Below are 16,136 nucleotides of genomic sequence, written 5' to 3'. Positions count from 1 at the left end.
CGGAGAGTTTATATCTTCTGGATACATTTTCTTTTAAGGAGCAATCTCATGGCCCATAAAAAGATTGAACGCGCCAAGGAACTTGATCGCCGCCGTCATCGTCGTGCCCAGCGCATCAAGGAACGCATCCGTGAAGCCAAGGCCGCTGCCAAGAAGTAAGTCTGGTTCGCGGGTTTCTGCGGCCTTCCGGCTGCAGAGTCAGTTTTCCGGCGTGTCGGCTTTTTTTGCAGACACGCCGTTCCTTTTTTCAGCACAAACTTTTTGTTTTTCCCATGCCTATCTACGAATACGCCTGCCCGCACTGCCGGAAAACCTTTGAAGAATGGCTTCGCTCCAGCGATAATGCCGAAACCCAGAACTGCCCCGACTGCGGCTCACCCTGCCATCGGGTCATGTCCAACACCTCCTTCATTCTCAAGGGCGGCGGCTGGTTCGCCTCCTCCTACGGGCACGGGACCAGCAATCTTTTCGACAAGAGCAAGGGAGTGCCTTCCGTGTCCGATTCCAAACCGGAAGACAAAGGCGACGCCGCTCCCAAAACCGAAAGCCCGGCCCCCGCAAAAAGCGCGGAAACGCCCGCCGGAACGAAATAGAGGTCACCATGATCGAACGTTACTCCCGGCCCGAAATGGCCGGACTGTGGACACTGGAAAACCGCTACCGCTACTGGTTCAAGGTGGAGCAGGCCGTGTGCCAGGCCTGGAACGAACAGGGCGTCATTCCCGATGAAGACCTGAAGAACATCATGCAGGACGTGGACTTCGACGTGGACAAGATCCTCGAAATCGAATCCGTGACCCGTCATGACATCATCGCCTTCCTTACCTATCTTGAACAGAAGATCGGCCCCTCGGCCCGATTCATTCATCTGGGCTGCACCTCTTCCGACATCGTGGACACCGCCATGGCCCTGCAGATGGTGGAAGCCGGCAAGATCATCATGGACGGCTTCGACCTCGTGCTCGGCACTCTTCGCACCTTCATCCGCAAGCATCAGGGACTCATCTGCATGGGCCGTTCCCACGGCGTGCACGGGGAACCTGTGACCTACGGATTCAAGTTCGCCGGATTCTATGCCGAGTTCATGCGCGACAAGAAGCGCTTTGCCGACGCCATTGAAGACATCCGCACCGGCAAGCTCTCGGGCGCCATGGGCACCTATACCGTCATCACCCCCGCTGTGGAAGCCCGCGCCTGCGAACTCCTCGGACTCAAGGCCGACATCATTTCCACCCAGATCGTGCAGCGCGACCGCTACGCGCACTACTTCACCGCCCTCGCCATTGCGGCCGGAACGGTGGAACGCATCTGCGTGGAGCTGCGTCACCTTCAGCGCACGGAAGTGCACGAAGTGGAAGAAGGCTTCGCCAAGGGCCAGAAGGGCTCCTCGGCCATGCCCCACAAGCGCAATCCCATTTCCGCGGAAAACATGTGCGGACTCGCCCGCGTCATCCGCTCCAACTCTCTTGCATCCATGGAGAACCAGGCCCTGTGGCATGAACGCGACATCAGCCACTCCTCGGTGGAACGCATCATTACCCCCGACTCCACCATTCTCATGGACTACGTGCTGCATCGCCTGAACCGTCTGCTCGAAGGCCTGCGCATCCTGCCTGAAAACGTGGAACGCAACCTGTGGGGCAGCTACGGCCTGTTCTTCTCCCAGCGCGTGCTCACCGCCCTCATCGAAAAGGACATGCCCCGTCAGCAGGCCTATGTGGTCGTGCAGAAGCGCGCCATGGAGAGCTGGGAAACCCACAAGTCCTTCCCGGACCTCATCCGTTCCGACGCGGAAATTCAGGCGCATCTCTCCCCCGCCGAGCTCGACGCCATTTTCGACATCAAGCACTATACCCGCTATGAGTCGGAAATCATCGACCGCGTGCTTGCGGAACAATAATCCGCACGCCGTTCCCTCATCACAGAGCGCCGCTTTCTCCATTTCGGGAGCGGCGCTCTTTTCATGTCCTCCATTGTCTTCCCGGACGTTTTCCTTTAAAAACAGAAGGCGGTCGTGCTTTTCCACCTGCGATTTCAACCAAGGAGACTCCCTTGTTCCGCCTCCTTTTTCTTCTGCTTTTCTGCCTGACGCTGCCGTTGCCGGCCGCCGCCTCATGGACGGCCAGACTCTCTTCCCATTCGCCGGAATACTTCCTTGCCGCCGACAAGTCGCGCAAGCTGCTCTTTCAGGTGGAAACGGAAGGCGGCGCCCCCTCGGTCACCCGGCAGTTCGAATGCATACACGGACGCCTTGAGGGCGACAAGCAGAAGGAAGGCGACCTGCGCACGCCCGAAGGCGTGTACTTCATCACGCACAAGATCACGCAGAAGCTCGACTTCATGGAATACGGGCCGCACGCCTTCAACCTTAACTATCCCAATCCCGCGGACAGACTGCGCGGCAAGACCGGCAGCGGCATATGGCTGCACAGCAAGGGGCAGCCCATCACGGGGCTCACCACGCGCGGCTGCATGGCCATAGATCAGTACGAACTCACGGATCTTCTGCATCTGCTTGCGCCGGGCACGCCGGTCGTCATTGCCGAACACCTGGAGGGGTCTCCCTTCCTTCTGCCCTCCCCTCTTGCCTCCCTGCCCGGTTCCAGTTCCAAGGAAGCGCCGCTTTCCGGTCCGTCCGGCATGAACGGCACGAACGACGGCGTTCCTTCTCTTCCGGCGACGCCGCCCTCGACGGACGAAACACTGCCCGAGCCTCTGCCCGCCGGGAGCGAGCTTGCCGCAGCGCAGCCCTCCTCCCCCGCAGGAACGCTCTCTCCCGCGCCTTCGGGAGACGATGAAAAGGTGCTACGTCAGACGCTGCTCTGGATGGACAACAGGCAGCACAACTCCGAAGAAATCTTCAACATGTACGACAGACAGAACTACCCTCGTGCCAGCCGGGAAAAATTCTCGTCGCTGCGCAAAAGAATGCGCTCCGACTTCCGGCGGCAGGAAGACCTTTTTCTCGATCGCGAAGGAATACGCCTGCTGGCCGGCCCAGGATACTGGGTCTCATGCTTCATCAAGAGCTATCAGCGCAAGGGCGTGTATCATCACGGCGTGCAGGCACTGTACTGGATGCCCGACAAAGAAGGAGAATTCCGCATCATTGGCGAGGTGTGGATCAACAACTAAGCGTTCTGCACCGAATCCCATCTGAAAGCGCCGCATGACGCACGGACGCATGACTCTTTAAAATACCTCTGCCCGATCGTCTTTGTCGCACGCCTCAAAGACAAAAGAGGCTGCATACAAAAAAACGCCCGCAACACGCGGGCGTCATGGTTCAGAGCTCAAAAGGCGTCGACCACCGTCAGCACCTGCCTTCCTTTTCGTCGTATACAAGCTCGGAAAGGCGGACGCCGACCTCCTCATAGTGCTGCCTCAGCACCATTTCAATGTTTCTGCCGTCTCCTTCACGCACCGTCTCGGCAATGAGATGATGGCGTTCGTAGAACTCACGGGGCGTGAACATCGTACGCCAGTAGGTATAGTACAGAAATTTCGCGAGCGACGAACAGGACGTGCGCGCAATGTCGATGAGGCGCTCATTGGGGCAGGCGGAAAGCAGCGTCATATGAAAGGCCTCGTCTATTTCCGCAAGCGTGTCCGGATGCACGGCATAGTTCACCTGTTCGTCGAGCCTGCGCACTACCTCATTAAAGGCATTATGCTCCTTCTGCGTCCACAAAGGCAGCGACTGTGCCACGGCAGCCCCTTCAAGAATGCCCGCAACCTCATAACTGTCATAAATTTCCTTGGCACTCATGGCACGAACGTGCTTGCCTTTCTGCGGCTCAGAACAGATGAGTCCCTGATGAGCCAGCATAAGCAGGGCTTCCCGTATGGGCGCACGACTGATGTTGAGCTTTTCCGATATCTGTGCCTCGCGCACGGGCTGTCCGGGTAAAAGTACCCCGGAGCGGATGAGACTTCGTATGTATTCGGCGGCCTTGGTACTGTATGTTTCTTTTTTGAACTGCATAGGATGACAGGTGGTATCGTGGTGAACGGCACTCCTTCCGGTAAAGAGCTCGCCGCATCTGAACAACATCCTCCCGGAACGGCTCGAAGACCGTTCTGTCACATTCATGACGGAGCGTTGTCATGCCCGTTCCATACAGACTCCGCACTGTCGACATTCGGCCATACTGCAGATACGGAGGACAAAAGGTCTTCAACGAAAGATTGTGTCAAATTTTTTCAAAATTGAAAAGTGCGCGCTGTTTGAGACTCGAAAAAAAAGCCTCCCCGAAACCGTGAAGATTTCAGGGAGGCGAACCGTTCAGCCCGTCGAAACAGTGACGACCGTTAGCGGAAGGTGGGCAGGTACGCGTACAGAGCCGGAGAACCGCCGGTATGCAGGAAGAGCACGTTGGCGCCCTTCGGGAAGTAGTCCTTGCGGATAAGGTCGATCATGCCGGACATGGCCTTGCCGCTGTAGACGGGATCGAGCAGAATGGCCTCGGTGCGGGCGAGCATCTTCACGGCCTCCACCATGCCGTCGTTGGGTATGGAATAGCCGGGCTGATAGTAGTCTCCGAAGCACACCACCTTGTCTTCGGGAAGCGTGATGCCTGCACCTATGAAGTCCAGCGTCTCCTGGGCCAGCTTGTGCACGATGCCGCGCTGCACGTCGCCGGGGCGGCTCACGTCGATGCCGGACATGGGAATGTTCATGTTGTTGCCGTAAAAACCTGCAATCATGCCGGCATGAGTTCCGGCGCTGCCGCTCGGCACCACCAGATGGTCGAAGTTCAGCCCCATGTCGAACATCTGCTGCATGATTTCCTGCGCACAGGACACATAGCCGAGAGCGCCGATGTGGTTGGAGGCGCCGCCGGGAATGATATAGGGCTTTTTGCCTTCCGCCCGCAGCTTTTCCGCCACCTTTTCCATTTCCTCCATCATGGGCGAGCCTCCGGGCACCACGGTGATGCTCTTCACGCCGAGCAGACGATAGAGGAAGTTGTTGCCCGACGCCTCGGGGTTGTAGCTGCCCTTCACGCGCTCCTCAAGTACCAGATGGCAGTCAAGGCCTTCGTGCACGGCCCAGGCAAGCGTCAGACGGCAGTGGTTGGACTGCACGGCGCCGCAGGTAATGAGCGTATCCGCCCTCTGAGCCAGAGCGTCGGCAATGCAGAAGTCCAGCTTACGGGTCTTGTTGCCTCCGGCGCAGCCGGGAAGAAGGTCGTCACGCTTGATATAGACGTTGACCTTATTTCCCAGAGCTCTGGAAAAGTTGGGGAGATATTCGATGGGAGTGGCTTCCTTCACATAGCCGCGACGGGGGAACTTGGCGAGATTCATGATGTGTCCTTCCTTAGAGTTGAAACGTTGAGGATTCCTTGAGTCGTTCCGGGCAACTGGCCCGGATCAGTTCCCGAGCGAGCACGCTTGTGGCGTCCACGACAGGAGCATCCCACAGACGGGACTCAGTGACCGCCACCGGAATTTCCGTGCAGCCAAGGAGCACTACGGAGACCCGCTTTTCCTCCACAAGACGATGCGCGACATCAAGCAGGATCTGACACGCCTTCGGGGAAACCGGATCGGAAAAAGCCTTGATCCCGAACTCGGGATCGCTGATGGCGCGCTGAACAAGGGCGCAGTCGTTCCCATCGGGAAGTACCGGCTCAAGGCCCGCCTTTTCCAGCTCATCCTGGTACAGGCGGGTCTGCAGCGTGGCCACCGTGCCCATGAGGCCTATGCGGCCTCCGCCGGGGCAGAGTTCGCGTACCTCTCTCACGGCACTCTCAATGATGGATACGAAGGTTACGTCAAGGCCGGTCCGCCGCAGACGTTCAAGCGCCACATTGAGAATGCGTGGACTGTGCGCCGTGTTGCAGGGCATGCCTATGACGGTCGCCCCATTCCTCGCGAGCTGTTCCATGATGCCGCCTATGTCCTCCCCGGGGTTTTCCTCTGTCTGCCCCAGAAGAAAGGAGGGGCGTCCGGGAATCCATCCGGGAAAGGAATGCAGCATGATGGGGAGATGATCCTGATCCCCTCCGGCCTTCGTCCATCGAAAAATCTTGCGCACGAGGTCATAGCCGGCGTAGGGACCAAGCCCTCCCACAATGCCTATGGTCCGGGGCACAGGCAGATGATCGGAAAAACGCTGCACTACGGTCATTCTCTGCACTCGCCGTTGTTTTCCAGTCTGGAGACCAGTACGGCGCCTGCGGCGTCGCCGAGAACGTTGATGGACGTACGGGCCATGTCCATGACGCGATCGACACCGGCAACAAGGGCTATGGCTTCCAGCGGAATGCCCACCTGCGTGAATACCATGGTGATCATGATGAGGGCCGCGCCGGGCACACCCATGGAACCTATGGAAGCAAGCACCGCAAGCAGAATGACGGTGAGCTGCTTGTCCACAGGCATGGAAATGCCGTAGACTTCCGCAGCGAATATGGCCGCGCCGTCCATGTTGATGGTATTGCCGAGCGGGATGGAAAAGCTGGAAACAGATCTGGATGCACCAAGCTTCTGCACGGAAAGCAGATTGGAAGAAAGGGCGGCTGCGGAGGAACAGGTAGAAAAGGCAATCATGAGAGGCTCGGAAAGCCCCTTCAAAAAGACGGGCGGCGTAAGACCGGACATTCTGGCGCATGGCAGATAGACCAGCATAATCTGAAGGATGCAGGCCAGATACATGACGCCGACCAGCTTAATGAGCGGCAGAAGCACGCTGAGGCCATGATTGGCCACCGTGAAGGCCATGAGTCCGAACACGCCAATGGGCGCGTAATGCATGACAATGCCGGTTACCTTGATCATGACTTCGGCACAGGAATCGAAGAACACGAAGGCGGGACGCCCTCTGTCGCCGAGCATGCTGAGCGCAAACCCGAAAAGCATGGCGAAAAAGATGACCTGAAGCATGTTGCCCTTGGCCAGAGCGTCAATGGGGTTCAGGGGAACGATGTCCATGAGCACCTTGATGAGCGGAGGAGCGGAAACGTCCCTGACCTGCAGGTTTTCCATGGAAAGCGTCAATCCGAGACCGGGGCGAAGCAGATTGGCGAGCACAAGACCGATGATGACGGCCGCAGTCGTCGTGAGCAGATAATAGAGGATCGTTTTCGACGCCACTCGCCCGAGTTCCTTCACGTCGCACACGCTTGCCGCGCCTGCCACGAGGGTGGTGAACACAAGCGGCACCACGACCATGCGCACAAGAGTGATGAACAGATCGCCGAGAGGCTTGAACCAGCCTGCATCCAAGTTGAAGGTTGGAGCCATGGCGCCAACCACAATGCCGAGAACCATACCGATGCCCATCTGGACGGGAAGACCTGAACGAGTTGACATGGCGACTCTCAATGTAAACACGTTGGGATTCTTCTCGCATCCATGCCGATCAGGCGTTTCGACGCCGTGGCGGCACGAATGGTCTCTGCCGTCGTTTTTCTTTTTTCTTCTGTCCTCCTGTACGCAAAGCAAAACCGGGCTTCGGCATGCGCCGAAAGCCCGGTTACAGAGTTACTTGGCCACTACGACCTCGATCTCCACCAGAGCGTTCATGGGAAGCTGATGCACCGCCACGCAGGAACGGGCGGGATAAGCGCCGTCAAAGAACTTGCCGTAAACTTCGTTCACCGCAGAAAAATCCGCGATGTCCACCAGAAAAATGGTGGTCTTCACAATGTCGGAAGCGGTCGCACCCACGGCAGCAAGCAGAGCCGCAATGTTTTTGAGCGACTGCTCGGCCTGAGCCTTGACGCCGCCTTCGGCCAGCTTGCCCGTGGCAGGATCGAGCCCGAGCTGTCCGGAGAAAAACGTCAGCCCTCCGGCCTGAATGCCCTGAGAGTACGGACCGATGGCAGCAGGCGCCGCGGTGGTGGAAACAACTTTAATATCCATGATGTCCTCACAAAATGAAAGGTGACACGAATAGTTTGTCGAATGTCGATATTTTTAGTAAAACTCTGCCATTTGTCAAGATTGTCTGGAAATTCATTGAAAAAACACAGCTTCCATCCGCACGGCCTGTCGGAACAAGCCCAGTTTTCCGAACGCACGAGTCGCTGTGCGGGCCTGCGGATCATGTTTTTCCTCCTTTGAATGACGGTGACGGAAACTCTGAAAAAGGAAACGGCGTCATGTTCAGGGGTTCTTCTCCGAAAAGCGTTCAATCAGACTCTGAGATTCCTGCTTCGCTTCTCTTCATGAGCGCCCGACAGGAAGACTTCATCCCGAAGTTCGTCCGACTTCAGGGGGCTGGCTGTACCGAAAAATAGGGATGCGGACATCTATCGCCCGACGCCGTTTCCAAAAAAGGGCGGCCACCCTGAGGATGGCCGCCCTTCCCAAAAATGCCGTCTTCACACCGTGCGTGTGAAGAGCCTGCGGACATCAGTCCCACACGCGCTTGTCTTCAATGGGCTTGATCTGAGGCGGCAGGCTGCCAGGCGCGAGGATGCGCAGTTCGGGACGCAGCTTGATGCGTTCACGGAACAGATGCTGGAGCTCTTCCTTGCGCTTGAAGTTGCTCGCTTCGATGTAGAGCACCATTTCGTCCACGCCGCCGGGATTGGTGACTTCGATCTGCCAGCGCTTGATTTCCTCGAAGCGGGCCATGACCTGTTCCACCTGATGGGGATAGACGAACATGCCCTTAATTCGGGCGGTGGTGTCCACGCGGCCGACGATGCTGCCGAGGCGGGGACTGGTACGACCGCAGGAGCAGGGCGTACGATCAATGTAGGAGAGGTCACCCGTGGCAAGACGGATCAGAGGATAGGTCTTGTTGAAAGCGGTGACCACCACTTCGCCCACTTCGCCGTCCTTGAGCGGAATGCCCGTGTCGGGATGGCAGATTTCCACATAGCAGCGGTTGGAAATGTGCAGACCGTTCTTCTGGAAGCACTCGTAGCCTATGCAGCCCACGTCGGCCGTGCCGTAGCCCTGACGCATGATGATGTCGTACTTCTTCTCCATCTGACTGCGGATCTTTTCCGACAGACGCTCGCCGGTGACGAAGGCCACTTCAAGGAAGAGATCCTTGCGCAGATTGAGTCCCTTTTCTTCGGCACGCTGGGCAAGATGCATGAGGAAGCTCGGCGTACCCACGTAGCCGGACACGCGCAGCTTCTGCATGATGTCAAGCTGCGTGGCGGCGTCGGTAGGACCGGCGGGAATGGAGGCGCAGCCAAGATTGCGCAGGGGCTCCTCAAACATGAGGCCCGCAGGCGCGAGATGGTAGTTGAAGGTCACCTGCACGGCGTCCCCGGGACGGAAGCCCACGGAATAGAAGGCTTCCGTGTATCCCCAGTAATCGTCGTTGCGGTCTTCGGGGTCAAAGATGGGGCCGGGGGAAAGGAACACGCGACGCAGCTCGCCGATGTCCTTGGTAAGCAGACCGCCGAGGCGGGGACCCATGGTCTGCAGGAAGATGAGTTCCTTCTTTTTAAGGATGGGAATGTGCTTGAGGTCGGACAGGGTCTTGAACTTCTCAACGTTGAACTGCGCGCGGTCGAAACGCTTCTTCACGTCTTCCGAGTAGCGGTAGGCGTAGGAAAGCAGATCCTTGAGCTGAATGAGGTTGTACTGGCGGCGTTCGCTCTCGTCGAGCACTTCGCGACGGCTGTAAATACCTTCCGTACGATCTTTGCGGGTCATGGCGGAACTCCGTTATATGGAAATGTCTATGCTGTAGCTGAAAGAACGATTTTTATAGACGAATTAGCGGAATATTGCAAGGATTTTTTTATTTTTTATGATATTTCAAATAGTTACATGAAAAATTTTCTTCGCTTGATTTCCTCTGTTCAGAGGGGGTATTCTAAAAATGTTGGACAGACGGCGCAGTTGAGCGTAAAAGATTCCCTCCGTTCTGTCCGATGCTCCCTTTTCATGCACGGGCGGCCGCACGGCCTGCCTTAACTCCAGACACTCTCGAGGTGTGCGCCCATGATGCCCAAAGTCGTTCTGCTGGGTCGCCCCAATGTGGGCAAGTCCACCCTGTTCAACCGCCTCATCCGCAGCAACCGCGCCATCACCCACGACCGTCCCGGCGTGACGCGCGACCGCATGGAAGGCGTGGTGCGCTCCCGCTACGGCCGTGACTTCGCCATCGTTGATACGGGCGGCATCACGCTCGACCATCATCAGGCTGTGGCCGAAGGCCCCGCGGGCATCCGCGGCTTTGAAGCCGACATTCTGCGTCAGGCCGAGGCCGCGCTCAAGGAAGCCGACGTCATCTGCATGGTAGTGGACGGCCGCGACGGTCTCATGCCCTTTGACGAACACCTGGCCTCCTATCTGCGCCGCTGCGACAAGCCCATTCTGCTGGTGGTCAACAAGGTAGACGGGGCAGAAAAGGAAGAGCTCATGCTTGCGGAGTTCCACGGACTCGGCTTTCCCCTCATCGCCTGCTCTGCGGAACACGGACACAACCTGCGCGCGCTCGAGGAAGAAATCCGCGACATGCTGCCCGAAGACGATGGCTTCGGCGACGAGGAAGAAAGCGGAGAGCAGGAAGACCTGGAGGAAGACCGCGACAAGCCCGGCATCCGCCGCCGCAAGGTGACGGATCATCTGCGTCTGTGTCTGCTCGGTCGCCCCAACGCGGGCAAGTCCTCCATGACGAACGCCTTCATCGGCGAGGACCGCATGATCGTCAGCGATCAGGCCGGCACTACGCGCGACAGCGTGGACGTGACCGTGGAAAAGAACGGCAAGACCTACACCTTCGTAGACACTGCGGGCGTGCGTCGCCGCTCCCGCATCACGGACACGGTGGAACGCTTTTCCGTGAACTCCTCGCTCAAGAGCACCACCAAGGCCGACGTGACCTTCCTTCTGCTGGACGCCACCGAAGGCCTCACCACCCAGGACAAGCGCCTCATCGAGCTTCTCGACGAGCGCAAGACGCCCTTCCTCATCATCGTGAACAAGATAGACCTCATTCCCGTGAAGGCGCGCACCGAGCTCATGAAGAATCTTCAGGAAGAACTCAGCTTCTGCTACCACGTACCGCTTGTCCCCACGAGCGCGCGCACGGGCGAGGGTCTCGGCAAGCTCATTCCGCTGGCCGAGCGCATCTACGCCGAATGCGGCACCCGCGTGTCCACCGGTCTGCTCAACCGCGCGATGGAAGAAACGCTTACCCGTCATCAGGCTCCCGTGGTACGCCGCGTGCGCCCCAAGTTCTTCTATCTCACCCAGGCCGAAAGCGAGCCGCCGACCTTTGTGTGCTTCGTCAACGACGCCGATCGCGTGGCTCCCTCCTACGCCCGCTATCTGGAACGTTCTCTGCGGCGCATCTTCGGCATACGCCATGCCCCCATGCGTCTGCACCTGCGCTCCGCCCACGCAAAGAGAGAAAAGAAGTAATCGCAGGGCCATGAAGATTACACCTTCATGGCCCTTTTTGCTGCCTTTTCCCAAAAGCCGGAACAAACGCCCCTTCCCCAGCGCAGGACGCATTATGCTGTCCGACTTTTTCGCTCCGGCACGTCTTTTTTGAGCCCTCAACACGCATCGGAGTTTTCATGACCATCGAAGAACGAAAAGATCGCCCGGAATCTCTGCTCGGCTGTCTTCTGCTCGTCTGGGAATCCTCGGTAACGGCGACACACGACTTTTTGTCCAATCAGGACATCATTCTGCTCCGACCGATCGTTCTCGACTGTCTGCGCAAGGTTCCCGTACTTTTCGTCGCCACGGAAGAGGCAAGGCCCGTCGGCTTTCTCGGCATGGACGGCGAGTGCGTGGACATGCTTTTCGTCGACGCCCGTTTTCGAGGACAGGGCACGGGCGGCGCGCTGCTTCGTGAAGCCATGAATCGCGGCGCACGTCGGCTCGACGTCAACGAACAGAACCCTCAGGCCGTCGGCTTTTATCTGCATAAGGGATTCACGGTATCCGGACGAAGCGAAACCGACGGCCTCGGCCTGCCCTTCCCCATTCTTCATATGACAAGAGAATAAACGCTCTTTTTTTCCCATGCATCTTCTTCTAAAAGGCCGCCACATCAAAGCACGACCAATCTACTGGTGCAGAAAATAACTTCACACCCGCTGCATATTTCTTCACCATACTCATAGCTTTTTGCCAGCAGCCATGTTACCTCTATAAAAAAAGGAGGTTCCATGAGTACTCTTGTCGTCGTTGCCTACCCCAATGAGTTTCAGGCTGAAGAAGTACGTCTGCGGCTTCTCAAAATGCAGCAGGAATATCTTGTCGATCTGGAAGACGCCGTGATCGCCGTCCGCAAGCAGGACGGAAAGATAAAGCTGCTTCAGCTTCACAACCTTACGGGCGCAGGAGCCGTTTCCGGCGGTTTCTGGGGCCTCCTCATAGGTCTGCTTTTCATGAATCCTCTGCTCGGCGCCGCCGTTGGAGCCGGGGCCGGAGCCATTTCCGGCGCTCTGGCCGACGTGGGCATCGACGACCAGTTCATGAAGGAACTCGGCAGCAAGCTCAAGCCCGGTGGTTCCATGCTGTTCATTCTCTTCCGCAGCATCACCATGGACAAGGCCCTTCAGGAACTTGCCGGCACGGGCGGAACCATCATTCAGACCTCGCTCTCTCATGAGGACGAACAGCGGCTGCGCAACGCCATGAACGGCGCGTCTTCAGATCATGAGTGCGACGCCGTAGAAGAAACCATTTCCCGCAATTCCAGCCAGGCGTCCAATCTGCGCTGCAGCGATTCCGTCGAAGAAGCGAAGGATGACGCCGAATGCGACGCCGCAGAAGAGGCCATTTCCAGAAGCTCCAGCCGCGATTCCAACCTGCGCTGCGATGAAGTCGAAGAAAAACCCGCAGAAGAATCTGCAGAATGTGACGCCGCGGAAGAAACCATTTCCCGCAATTCCAATCAGGGATCGAACCTGCGCTGCTGATCCTTCATCCATTTCCGTCACGACGCAAAGGCCGGAAAGTTCGCTTTCCGGCCTTTTTCACGACCTTTTTCCGTCACGCCGAAAACTGCGTGAGACTGACATGATTTGCGCTGTTGACAGGTACAGAGCACCTCGATATCCTGACCTATCTTTTTCCGATTTTAATCCAACTCCGGAGGAAACATATGGCCACTGTGCTTGGCAAGGCATTGACATTCGACGATGTCCTTCTGGTTCCCGAATATTCGGAAGTCACCCCGGACATGGTCGACGTGTCGGCATGGCTGACTCCCAGCATCAAGCTCGGCGTACCCTTCATCTCTGCCGCCATGGATACCGTAACGGAAGCCGAAATGGCCATTTCCATGGCCCGTCAGGGCGGCATAGGCATCATTCACAAGAATATGGATGTCGCCCGCCAGCGCCTCGAGGTGGAAAAGGTCAAGAAGTCCGAAAGCGGCATGATTCTCGACCCCGTGACCGTCGCTCCCGACGACACGGTGCAGCATGCCCTCGACCTCATGTCCGACTTCCGCGTTTCGGGTCTGCCGGTGGTGAAGAACAGCGCCCTCGTGGGCATTCTGACCAATCGTGACGTACGCTTCGTCACCGAACCGCAGACCACGCTTGTCTGCGAAGTGATGACCCGCGAAAACCTCGTGACCGTGCCCGTGGGCACCACGCTTGAAGAAGCCAAGCATCACCTGCACGCCCATCGCATCGAAAAGCTCCTCGTTGTGGATGAAAACCGCCAGCTGCGCGGCCTCATCACCATGAAGGACATCGACAAGGTGCAGCAGTATCCCAACGCCAGCAAGGACGACAAGGGCCGCCTGCGCGTAGGCGCCGCCGTCAGCATCAGCAAGGACTGCGAATACCGTGCCTCCGAGCTGCTCGCCGCCGGCGTCGACGTAATCGTGCTCGACTGCGCTCACGGCCATTCCGCCAACGTGCTCCGCAGCGTGGAAATGCTGCGCACCACCTTCCCGAACTGCCAGCTCATCGCGGGCAACATAGCCACCTACGAAGGCGCCAAGGCCCTCATCAAGGCCGGCGCGGATACCGTGAAGGTCGGCATCGGCCCCGGCTCCATCTGCACCACCCGCGTGGTGGCCGGCGTGGGCGTTCCTCAGGTGACGGCCGTCATGGAAGGCAGCCGCGCCGCCCGTGAAGCCGACCGCTGCTGCATCGCCGACGGCGGCCTCAAGTTCTCCGGCGACATTGTGAAGGCGCTTGCCTGCGGCGCCCACACCGTCATGATCGGCAGCATGCTCGCCGGTACCGACGAAAGCCCGGGCGAAACCATTCTCTATCAGGGCCGCGCCTACAAGACCTACCGCGGCATGGGCTCCATCGACGCCATGCGCGCCGGCAGCGCCGACCGCTACTTCCAGAACCCCACCAAGAAACTGGTGCCTGAAGGCATCGTGGGTCGCGTGCCTGCGCGCGGTCCGGTGTCCGACACCGTGTTCCAGCTCGTGGGCGGCCTGCGCTCCGGCATGGGCTACCTGGGAGCCTCCACGCTGGATGAGCTGTATCAGAAGGCCCATATGGTGGAAATTTCCGCCTCCGGTCTGCGTGAAAGCCACGTCCACGACGTCATCATCACCAAGGAAGCCCCCAACTACAAGGTGGAAAATTAAAAGCAACACGGCCCTGCTTCCCCTGATTTCGGCGAGGCAGGGCCTCAACTTTCCGGAAAGCCCATGTCCAAAGTCATCATTCTCGACTTCGGTTCCCAAGTTACCCAGCTCATCGCCCGTCGCGTGCGCGAGGCCGGAGTATATTCCGAAATTCATCCCTGCGTCACGTCCGCAAGCGCCGTGGCCGCCATGCATCCCGACGCCATCATCCTCTCCGGTGGCCCCGCCAGCGTGGGCGAAAAAGACGCTCCCCGTCTCGACAAGGGACTTCTTGAGCTCGGTGTGCCGGTGCTCGGCATCTGCTATGGCATGCAGCTTCTCGCCCATGAACTCGGCGGCGTGCTCGCCCAGTCCGAAACCCGCGAATACGGTCCCGCCGACTTTGAAAAGGTCGCCGACTGCCCGCTGTGGGACGGCATAGCATCCCTCGCCGAGGGCAGAAGCTCCCGTGTGTGGATGTCCCACGGCGACAAGGTACAGACCCCTCCCCCTGGCTTCATCGTCACCGGCCGTACCGCCACGCTCGACGTAGCCGCCATGAGCTGCGACGAGCGCCGCATCTATGCCCTGCAGTTCCATCCCGAAGTGCATCACTCCGAGGACGGCGCGCAGATGATTCAGAACTTCCTCTTCAAGGTGGCGAAGATCACTCCTGACTGGTCCATGAGCTCCTTCGTGGAACGCGTGGTTAAGCAGGTCAGAGAAACCGTGGGCGACAGCCATGTCATCTGCGCCCTTTCCGGCGGCGTGGATTCCACGGTTGTGGCCGTGCTGCTCAACAAGGCCATCGGTCAGCAGCTGCACTGCATCTTCGTGGACAACGGCGTGCTTCGTCAGAACGAAGGCGAAGAAGTCGTGGGCTACCTGCGCGAACACTTCAACCTGAACCTCAAGTACGTTCAGGCCTCCGATCTGTTCCTCGACCTGCTTGCCGGTGTGGACGACCCGGAAAAGAAGCGCAAGATCATCGGCCATACCTTCATCGACGTGTTCGACAAGGAAGCCAAGGCCATCAAGGACGCCGGTCACGACGTGAAGTACCTGGCTCAGGGCACCCTGTATCCCGACGTCATCGAATCCGTGTCCTACAAGGGACCGAGCGCCGTCATCAAGAGCCATCACAACGTGGGCGGCCTGCCGGAAAAGATGAACATGAAGCTCATCGAACCGCTGCGCGAGCTCTTCAAGGACGAAGTGCGCGCCGTGGGCGCGGAACTCGGCATTCCCGAATCCATCCTGTGGCGTCATCCCTTCCCCGGTCCGGGTCTTGCCATCCGCGTCATCGGCGAAGTGACCAGGCCCCGTCTTGAGATCCTGCGCAAGGCCGACGTCATCGTCATGGAAGAACTGCGCGCCTCCGGCTGGTACCGCAAGGTATGGCAGGGATTTGCCGTTCTTCTGCCGCTCAAGACCGTGGGCGTCATGGGCGACGGCCGTACCTACGAACACGTCATCGCTCTGCGCATCGTGGAAAGCGTGGACGCCATGACCGCCGACTGGGCGCGTCTGCCCGCTGATCTGCTGGCCAGAATTTCCGGCCGCATCATCAACGAGGTGAAGGGCGTCAACCGCGTAGTGTACGACATCTCCTCCAAGCCGCCGTCAACCATCGAGTGGGAATAGGCATTCCGGC

Annotated in this window: 13 protein-coding genes and 1 pseudogene; 8 read left to right on the top strand and 6 right to left on the bottom strand. The window is 58.5% G+C overall.

Annotated elements, in window-relative coordinates; genetic code table 11:
- The first annotated feature begins 272 nt into the window (after positions 1 to 272).
- From Q0J81_RS02660 to Q0J81_RS02650, 3 genes are all read left to right on the top strand, one after another.
- On the top strand, positions 273 to 593 hold the full coding sequence (locus Q0J81_RS02660) for a zinc ribbon domain-containing protein (RefSeq protein ID WP_294445892.1): 321 nt from the start codon (positions 273 to 275) through the stop codon (positions 591 to 593).
- Positions 594 to 601: 8 nt separating this feature from the next.
- Positions 602 to 1,900, top strand: coding sequence for an adenylosuccinate lyase (gene purB, locus Q0J81_RS02655; protein ID WP_294445891.1), 1,299 nt, complete (start codon positions 602 to 604; stop codon positions 1,898 to 1,900).
- A gap of 152 nt (positions 1,901 to 2,052) precedes the next feature.
- Entirely contained in the window at positions 2,053 to 3,135 is a 1,083-nt protein-coding gene (locus Q0J81_RS02650) for a L,D-transpeptidase family protein (RefSeq protein WP_294445890.1), read from the top strand.
- 178 nt (positions 3,136 to 3,313) lie between these two features.
- Here the strand turns inward: Q0J81_RS02650 and Q0J81_RS02645 are convergent, their stop codons facing one another.
- The 6 genes from Q0J81_RS02645 to Q0J81_RS02620 form a co-directional block, all read right to left on the bottom strand.
- The gene (locus tag Q0J81_RS02645) at positions 3,314 to 3,985 is read right to left on the bottom strand and encodes a GntR family transcriptional regulator (RefSeq protein WP_294445889.1); all 672 of its coding nucleotides are present in this window, start codon (positions 3,983 to 3,985) and stop codon (positions 3,314 to 3,316) included.
- Between the two features lie 326 nt (positions 3,986 to 4,311).
- A complete protein-coding gene (locus tag Q0J81_RS02640) occupies positions 4,312 to 5,310 on the bottom strand; it encodes a D-cysteine desulfhydrase (protein ID WP_294445888.1) in 999 nt (332 codons plus the stop codon).
- 13 nt (positions 5,311 to 5,323) lie between these two features.
- Complete coding sequence (locus Q0J81_RS02635; protein WP_294445887.1) at positions 5,324 to 6,136, bottom strand: amino acid racemase; 813 nt, start codon at positions 6,134 to 6,136, stop codon at positions 5,324 to 5,326.
- Positions 6,133 to 7,320 carry a dicarboxylate/amino acid:cation symporter gene (locus Q0J81_RS02630; RefSeq protein WP_294445886.1) on the bottom strand — a complete coding sequence of 396 codons (1,188 nt, stop codon included), beginning with the start codon at positions 7,318 to 7,320 and terminating at the stop codon, positions 6,133 to 6,135. Before Q0J81_RS02630 ends, Q0J81_RS02635 begins: the two co-directional genes overlap by 4 nt.
- Positions 7,321 to 7,491: 171 nt before the next feature.
- Complete coding sequence (locus Q0J81_RS02625) at positions 7,492 to 7,872, bottom strand: RidA family protein (protein ID WP_294445885.1); 381 nt, start codon at positions 7,870 to 7,872, stop codon at positions 7,492 to 7,494.
- A gap of 492 nt (positions 7,873 to 8,364) precedes the next feature.
- Positions 8,365 to 9,630: an AMP-binding protein gene (locus tag Q0J81_RS02620; protein ID WP_294445884.1), complete on the bottom strand. Its 1,266-nt coding sequence runs from the start codon at positions 9,628 to 9,630 to the stop codon at positions 8,365 to 8,367.
- A 291-nt stretch (positions 9,631 to 9,921) separates the two neighbouring features.
- Between Q0J81_RS02620 and der the strand changes: the two genes are divergently transcribed.
- The 5 genes and pseudogenes from der to guaA all read left to right on the top strand — a co-directional run bounded on the left by der (position 9,922) and on the right by guaA (position 16,126).
- Positions 9,922 to 11,346: a ribosome biogenesis GTPase Der gene (der, locus tag Q0J81_RS02615; RefSeq protein ID WP_294445883.1), complete on the top strand. Its 1,425-nt coding sequence runs from the start codon at positions 9,922 to 9,924 to the stop codon at positions 11,344 to 11,346.
- A gap of 158 nt (positions 11,347 to 11,504) precedes the next feature.
- Entirely contained in the window at positions 11,505 to 11,942 is a 438-nt protein-coding gene (locus tag Q0J81_RS02610; protein ID WP_294445882.1) for a GNAT family N-acetyltransferase, read from the top strand.
- A gap of 162 nt (positions 11,943 to 12,104) precedes the next feature.
- Positions 12,105 to 12,593, top strand: a pseudogene (locus Q0J81_RS02605) (DUF1269 domain-containing protein); the annotation flags it as partial.
- A 452-nt stretch (positions 12,594 to 13,045) separates the two neighbouring features.
- Positions 13,046 to 14,503 carry an IMP dehydrogenase gene (gene guaB, locus Q0J81_RS02600; protein WP_294445881.1) on the top strand — a complete coding sequence of 486 codons (1,458 nt, stop codon included), beginning with the start codon at positions 13,046 to 13,048 and terminating at the stop codon, positions 14,501 to 14,503.
- 63 nt (positions 14,504 to 14,566) lie between these two features.
- Complete coding sequence (gene guaA, locus Q0J81_RS02595; protein ID WP_294445880.1) at positions 14,567 to 16,126, top strand: glutamine-hydrolyzing GMP synthase; 1,560 nt, start codon at positions 14,567 to 14,569, stop codon at positions 16,124 to 16,126.
- The last annotated feature ends 10 nt before the right edge of the window (positions 16,127 to 16,136 follow it).

The organism is uncultured Mailhella sp. (assembly GCF_944324575.1).
Classification (GTDB): Bacteria; Desulfobacterota; Desulfovibrionia; order Desulfovibrionales; family Desulfovibrionaceae; genus Mailhella.
Note: the sequence above shows the minus strand (reverse complement) of the source record. Positions and strands in the feature narration are given on the sequence as shown.

Bases quoted from the DNA above. Each gene is read 5' to 3' on its own strand.
- Q0J81_RS02660 (WP_294445892.1), top strand. From the start codon at position 273: ATGCCTATCTACGAATACGCCTGCCCGCACTGCCGGAAAACCTTTGAA.
- purB (WP_294445891.1), top strand. From the start codon at position 602: ATGATCGAACGTTACTCCCGGCCCGAAATGGCCGGACTGTGGACACTG.
- Q0J81_RS02645 (WP_294445889.1), bottom strand. From the start codon at position 3,985: ATGCAGTTCAAAAAAGAAACATACAGTACCAAGGCCGCCGAATACATA.
- Q0J81_RS02640 (WP_294445888.1), bottom strand. From the start codon at position 5,310: ATGAATCTCGCCAAGTTCCCCCGTCGCGGCTATGTGAAGGAAGCCACT.
- Q0J81_RS02635 (WP_294445887.1), bottom strand. From the start codon at position 6,136: ATGACCGTAGTGCAGCGTTTTTCCGATCATCTGCCTGTGCCCCGGACC.
- Q0J81_RS02630 (WP_294445886.1), bottom strand. From the start codon at position 7,320: ATGTCAACTCGTTCAGGTCTTCCCGTCCAGATGGGCATCGGTATGGTT.
- Q0J81_RS02625 (WP_294445885.1), bottom strand. From the start codon at position 7,872: ATGGATATTAAAGTTGTTTCCACCACCGCGGCGCCTGCTGCCATCGGT.
- Q0J81_RS02620 (WP_294445884.1), bottom strand. From the start codon at position 9,630: ATGACCCGCAAAGATCGTACGGAAGGTATTTACAGCCGTCGCGAAGTG.
- der (WP_294445883.1), top strand. From the start codon at position 9,922: ATGATGCCCAAAGTCGTTCTGCTGGGTCGCCCCAATGTGGGCAAGTCC.
- Q0J81_RS02610 (WP_294445882.1), top strand. From the start codon at position 11,505: ATGACCATCGAAGAACGAAAAGATCGCCCGGAATCTCTGCTCGGCTGT.
- guaB (WP_294445881.1), top strand. From the start codon at position 13,046: ATGGCCACTGTGCTTGGCAAGGCATTGACATTCGACGATGTCCTTCTG.
- guaA (WP_294445880.1), top strand. From the start codon at position 14,567: ATGTCCAAAGTCATCATTCTCGACTTCGGTTCCCAAGTTACCCAGCTC.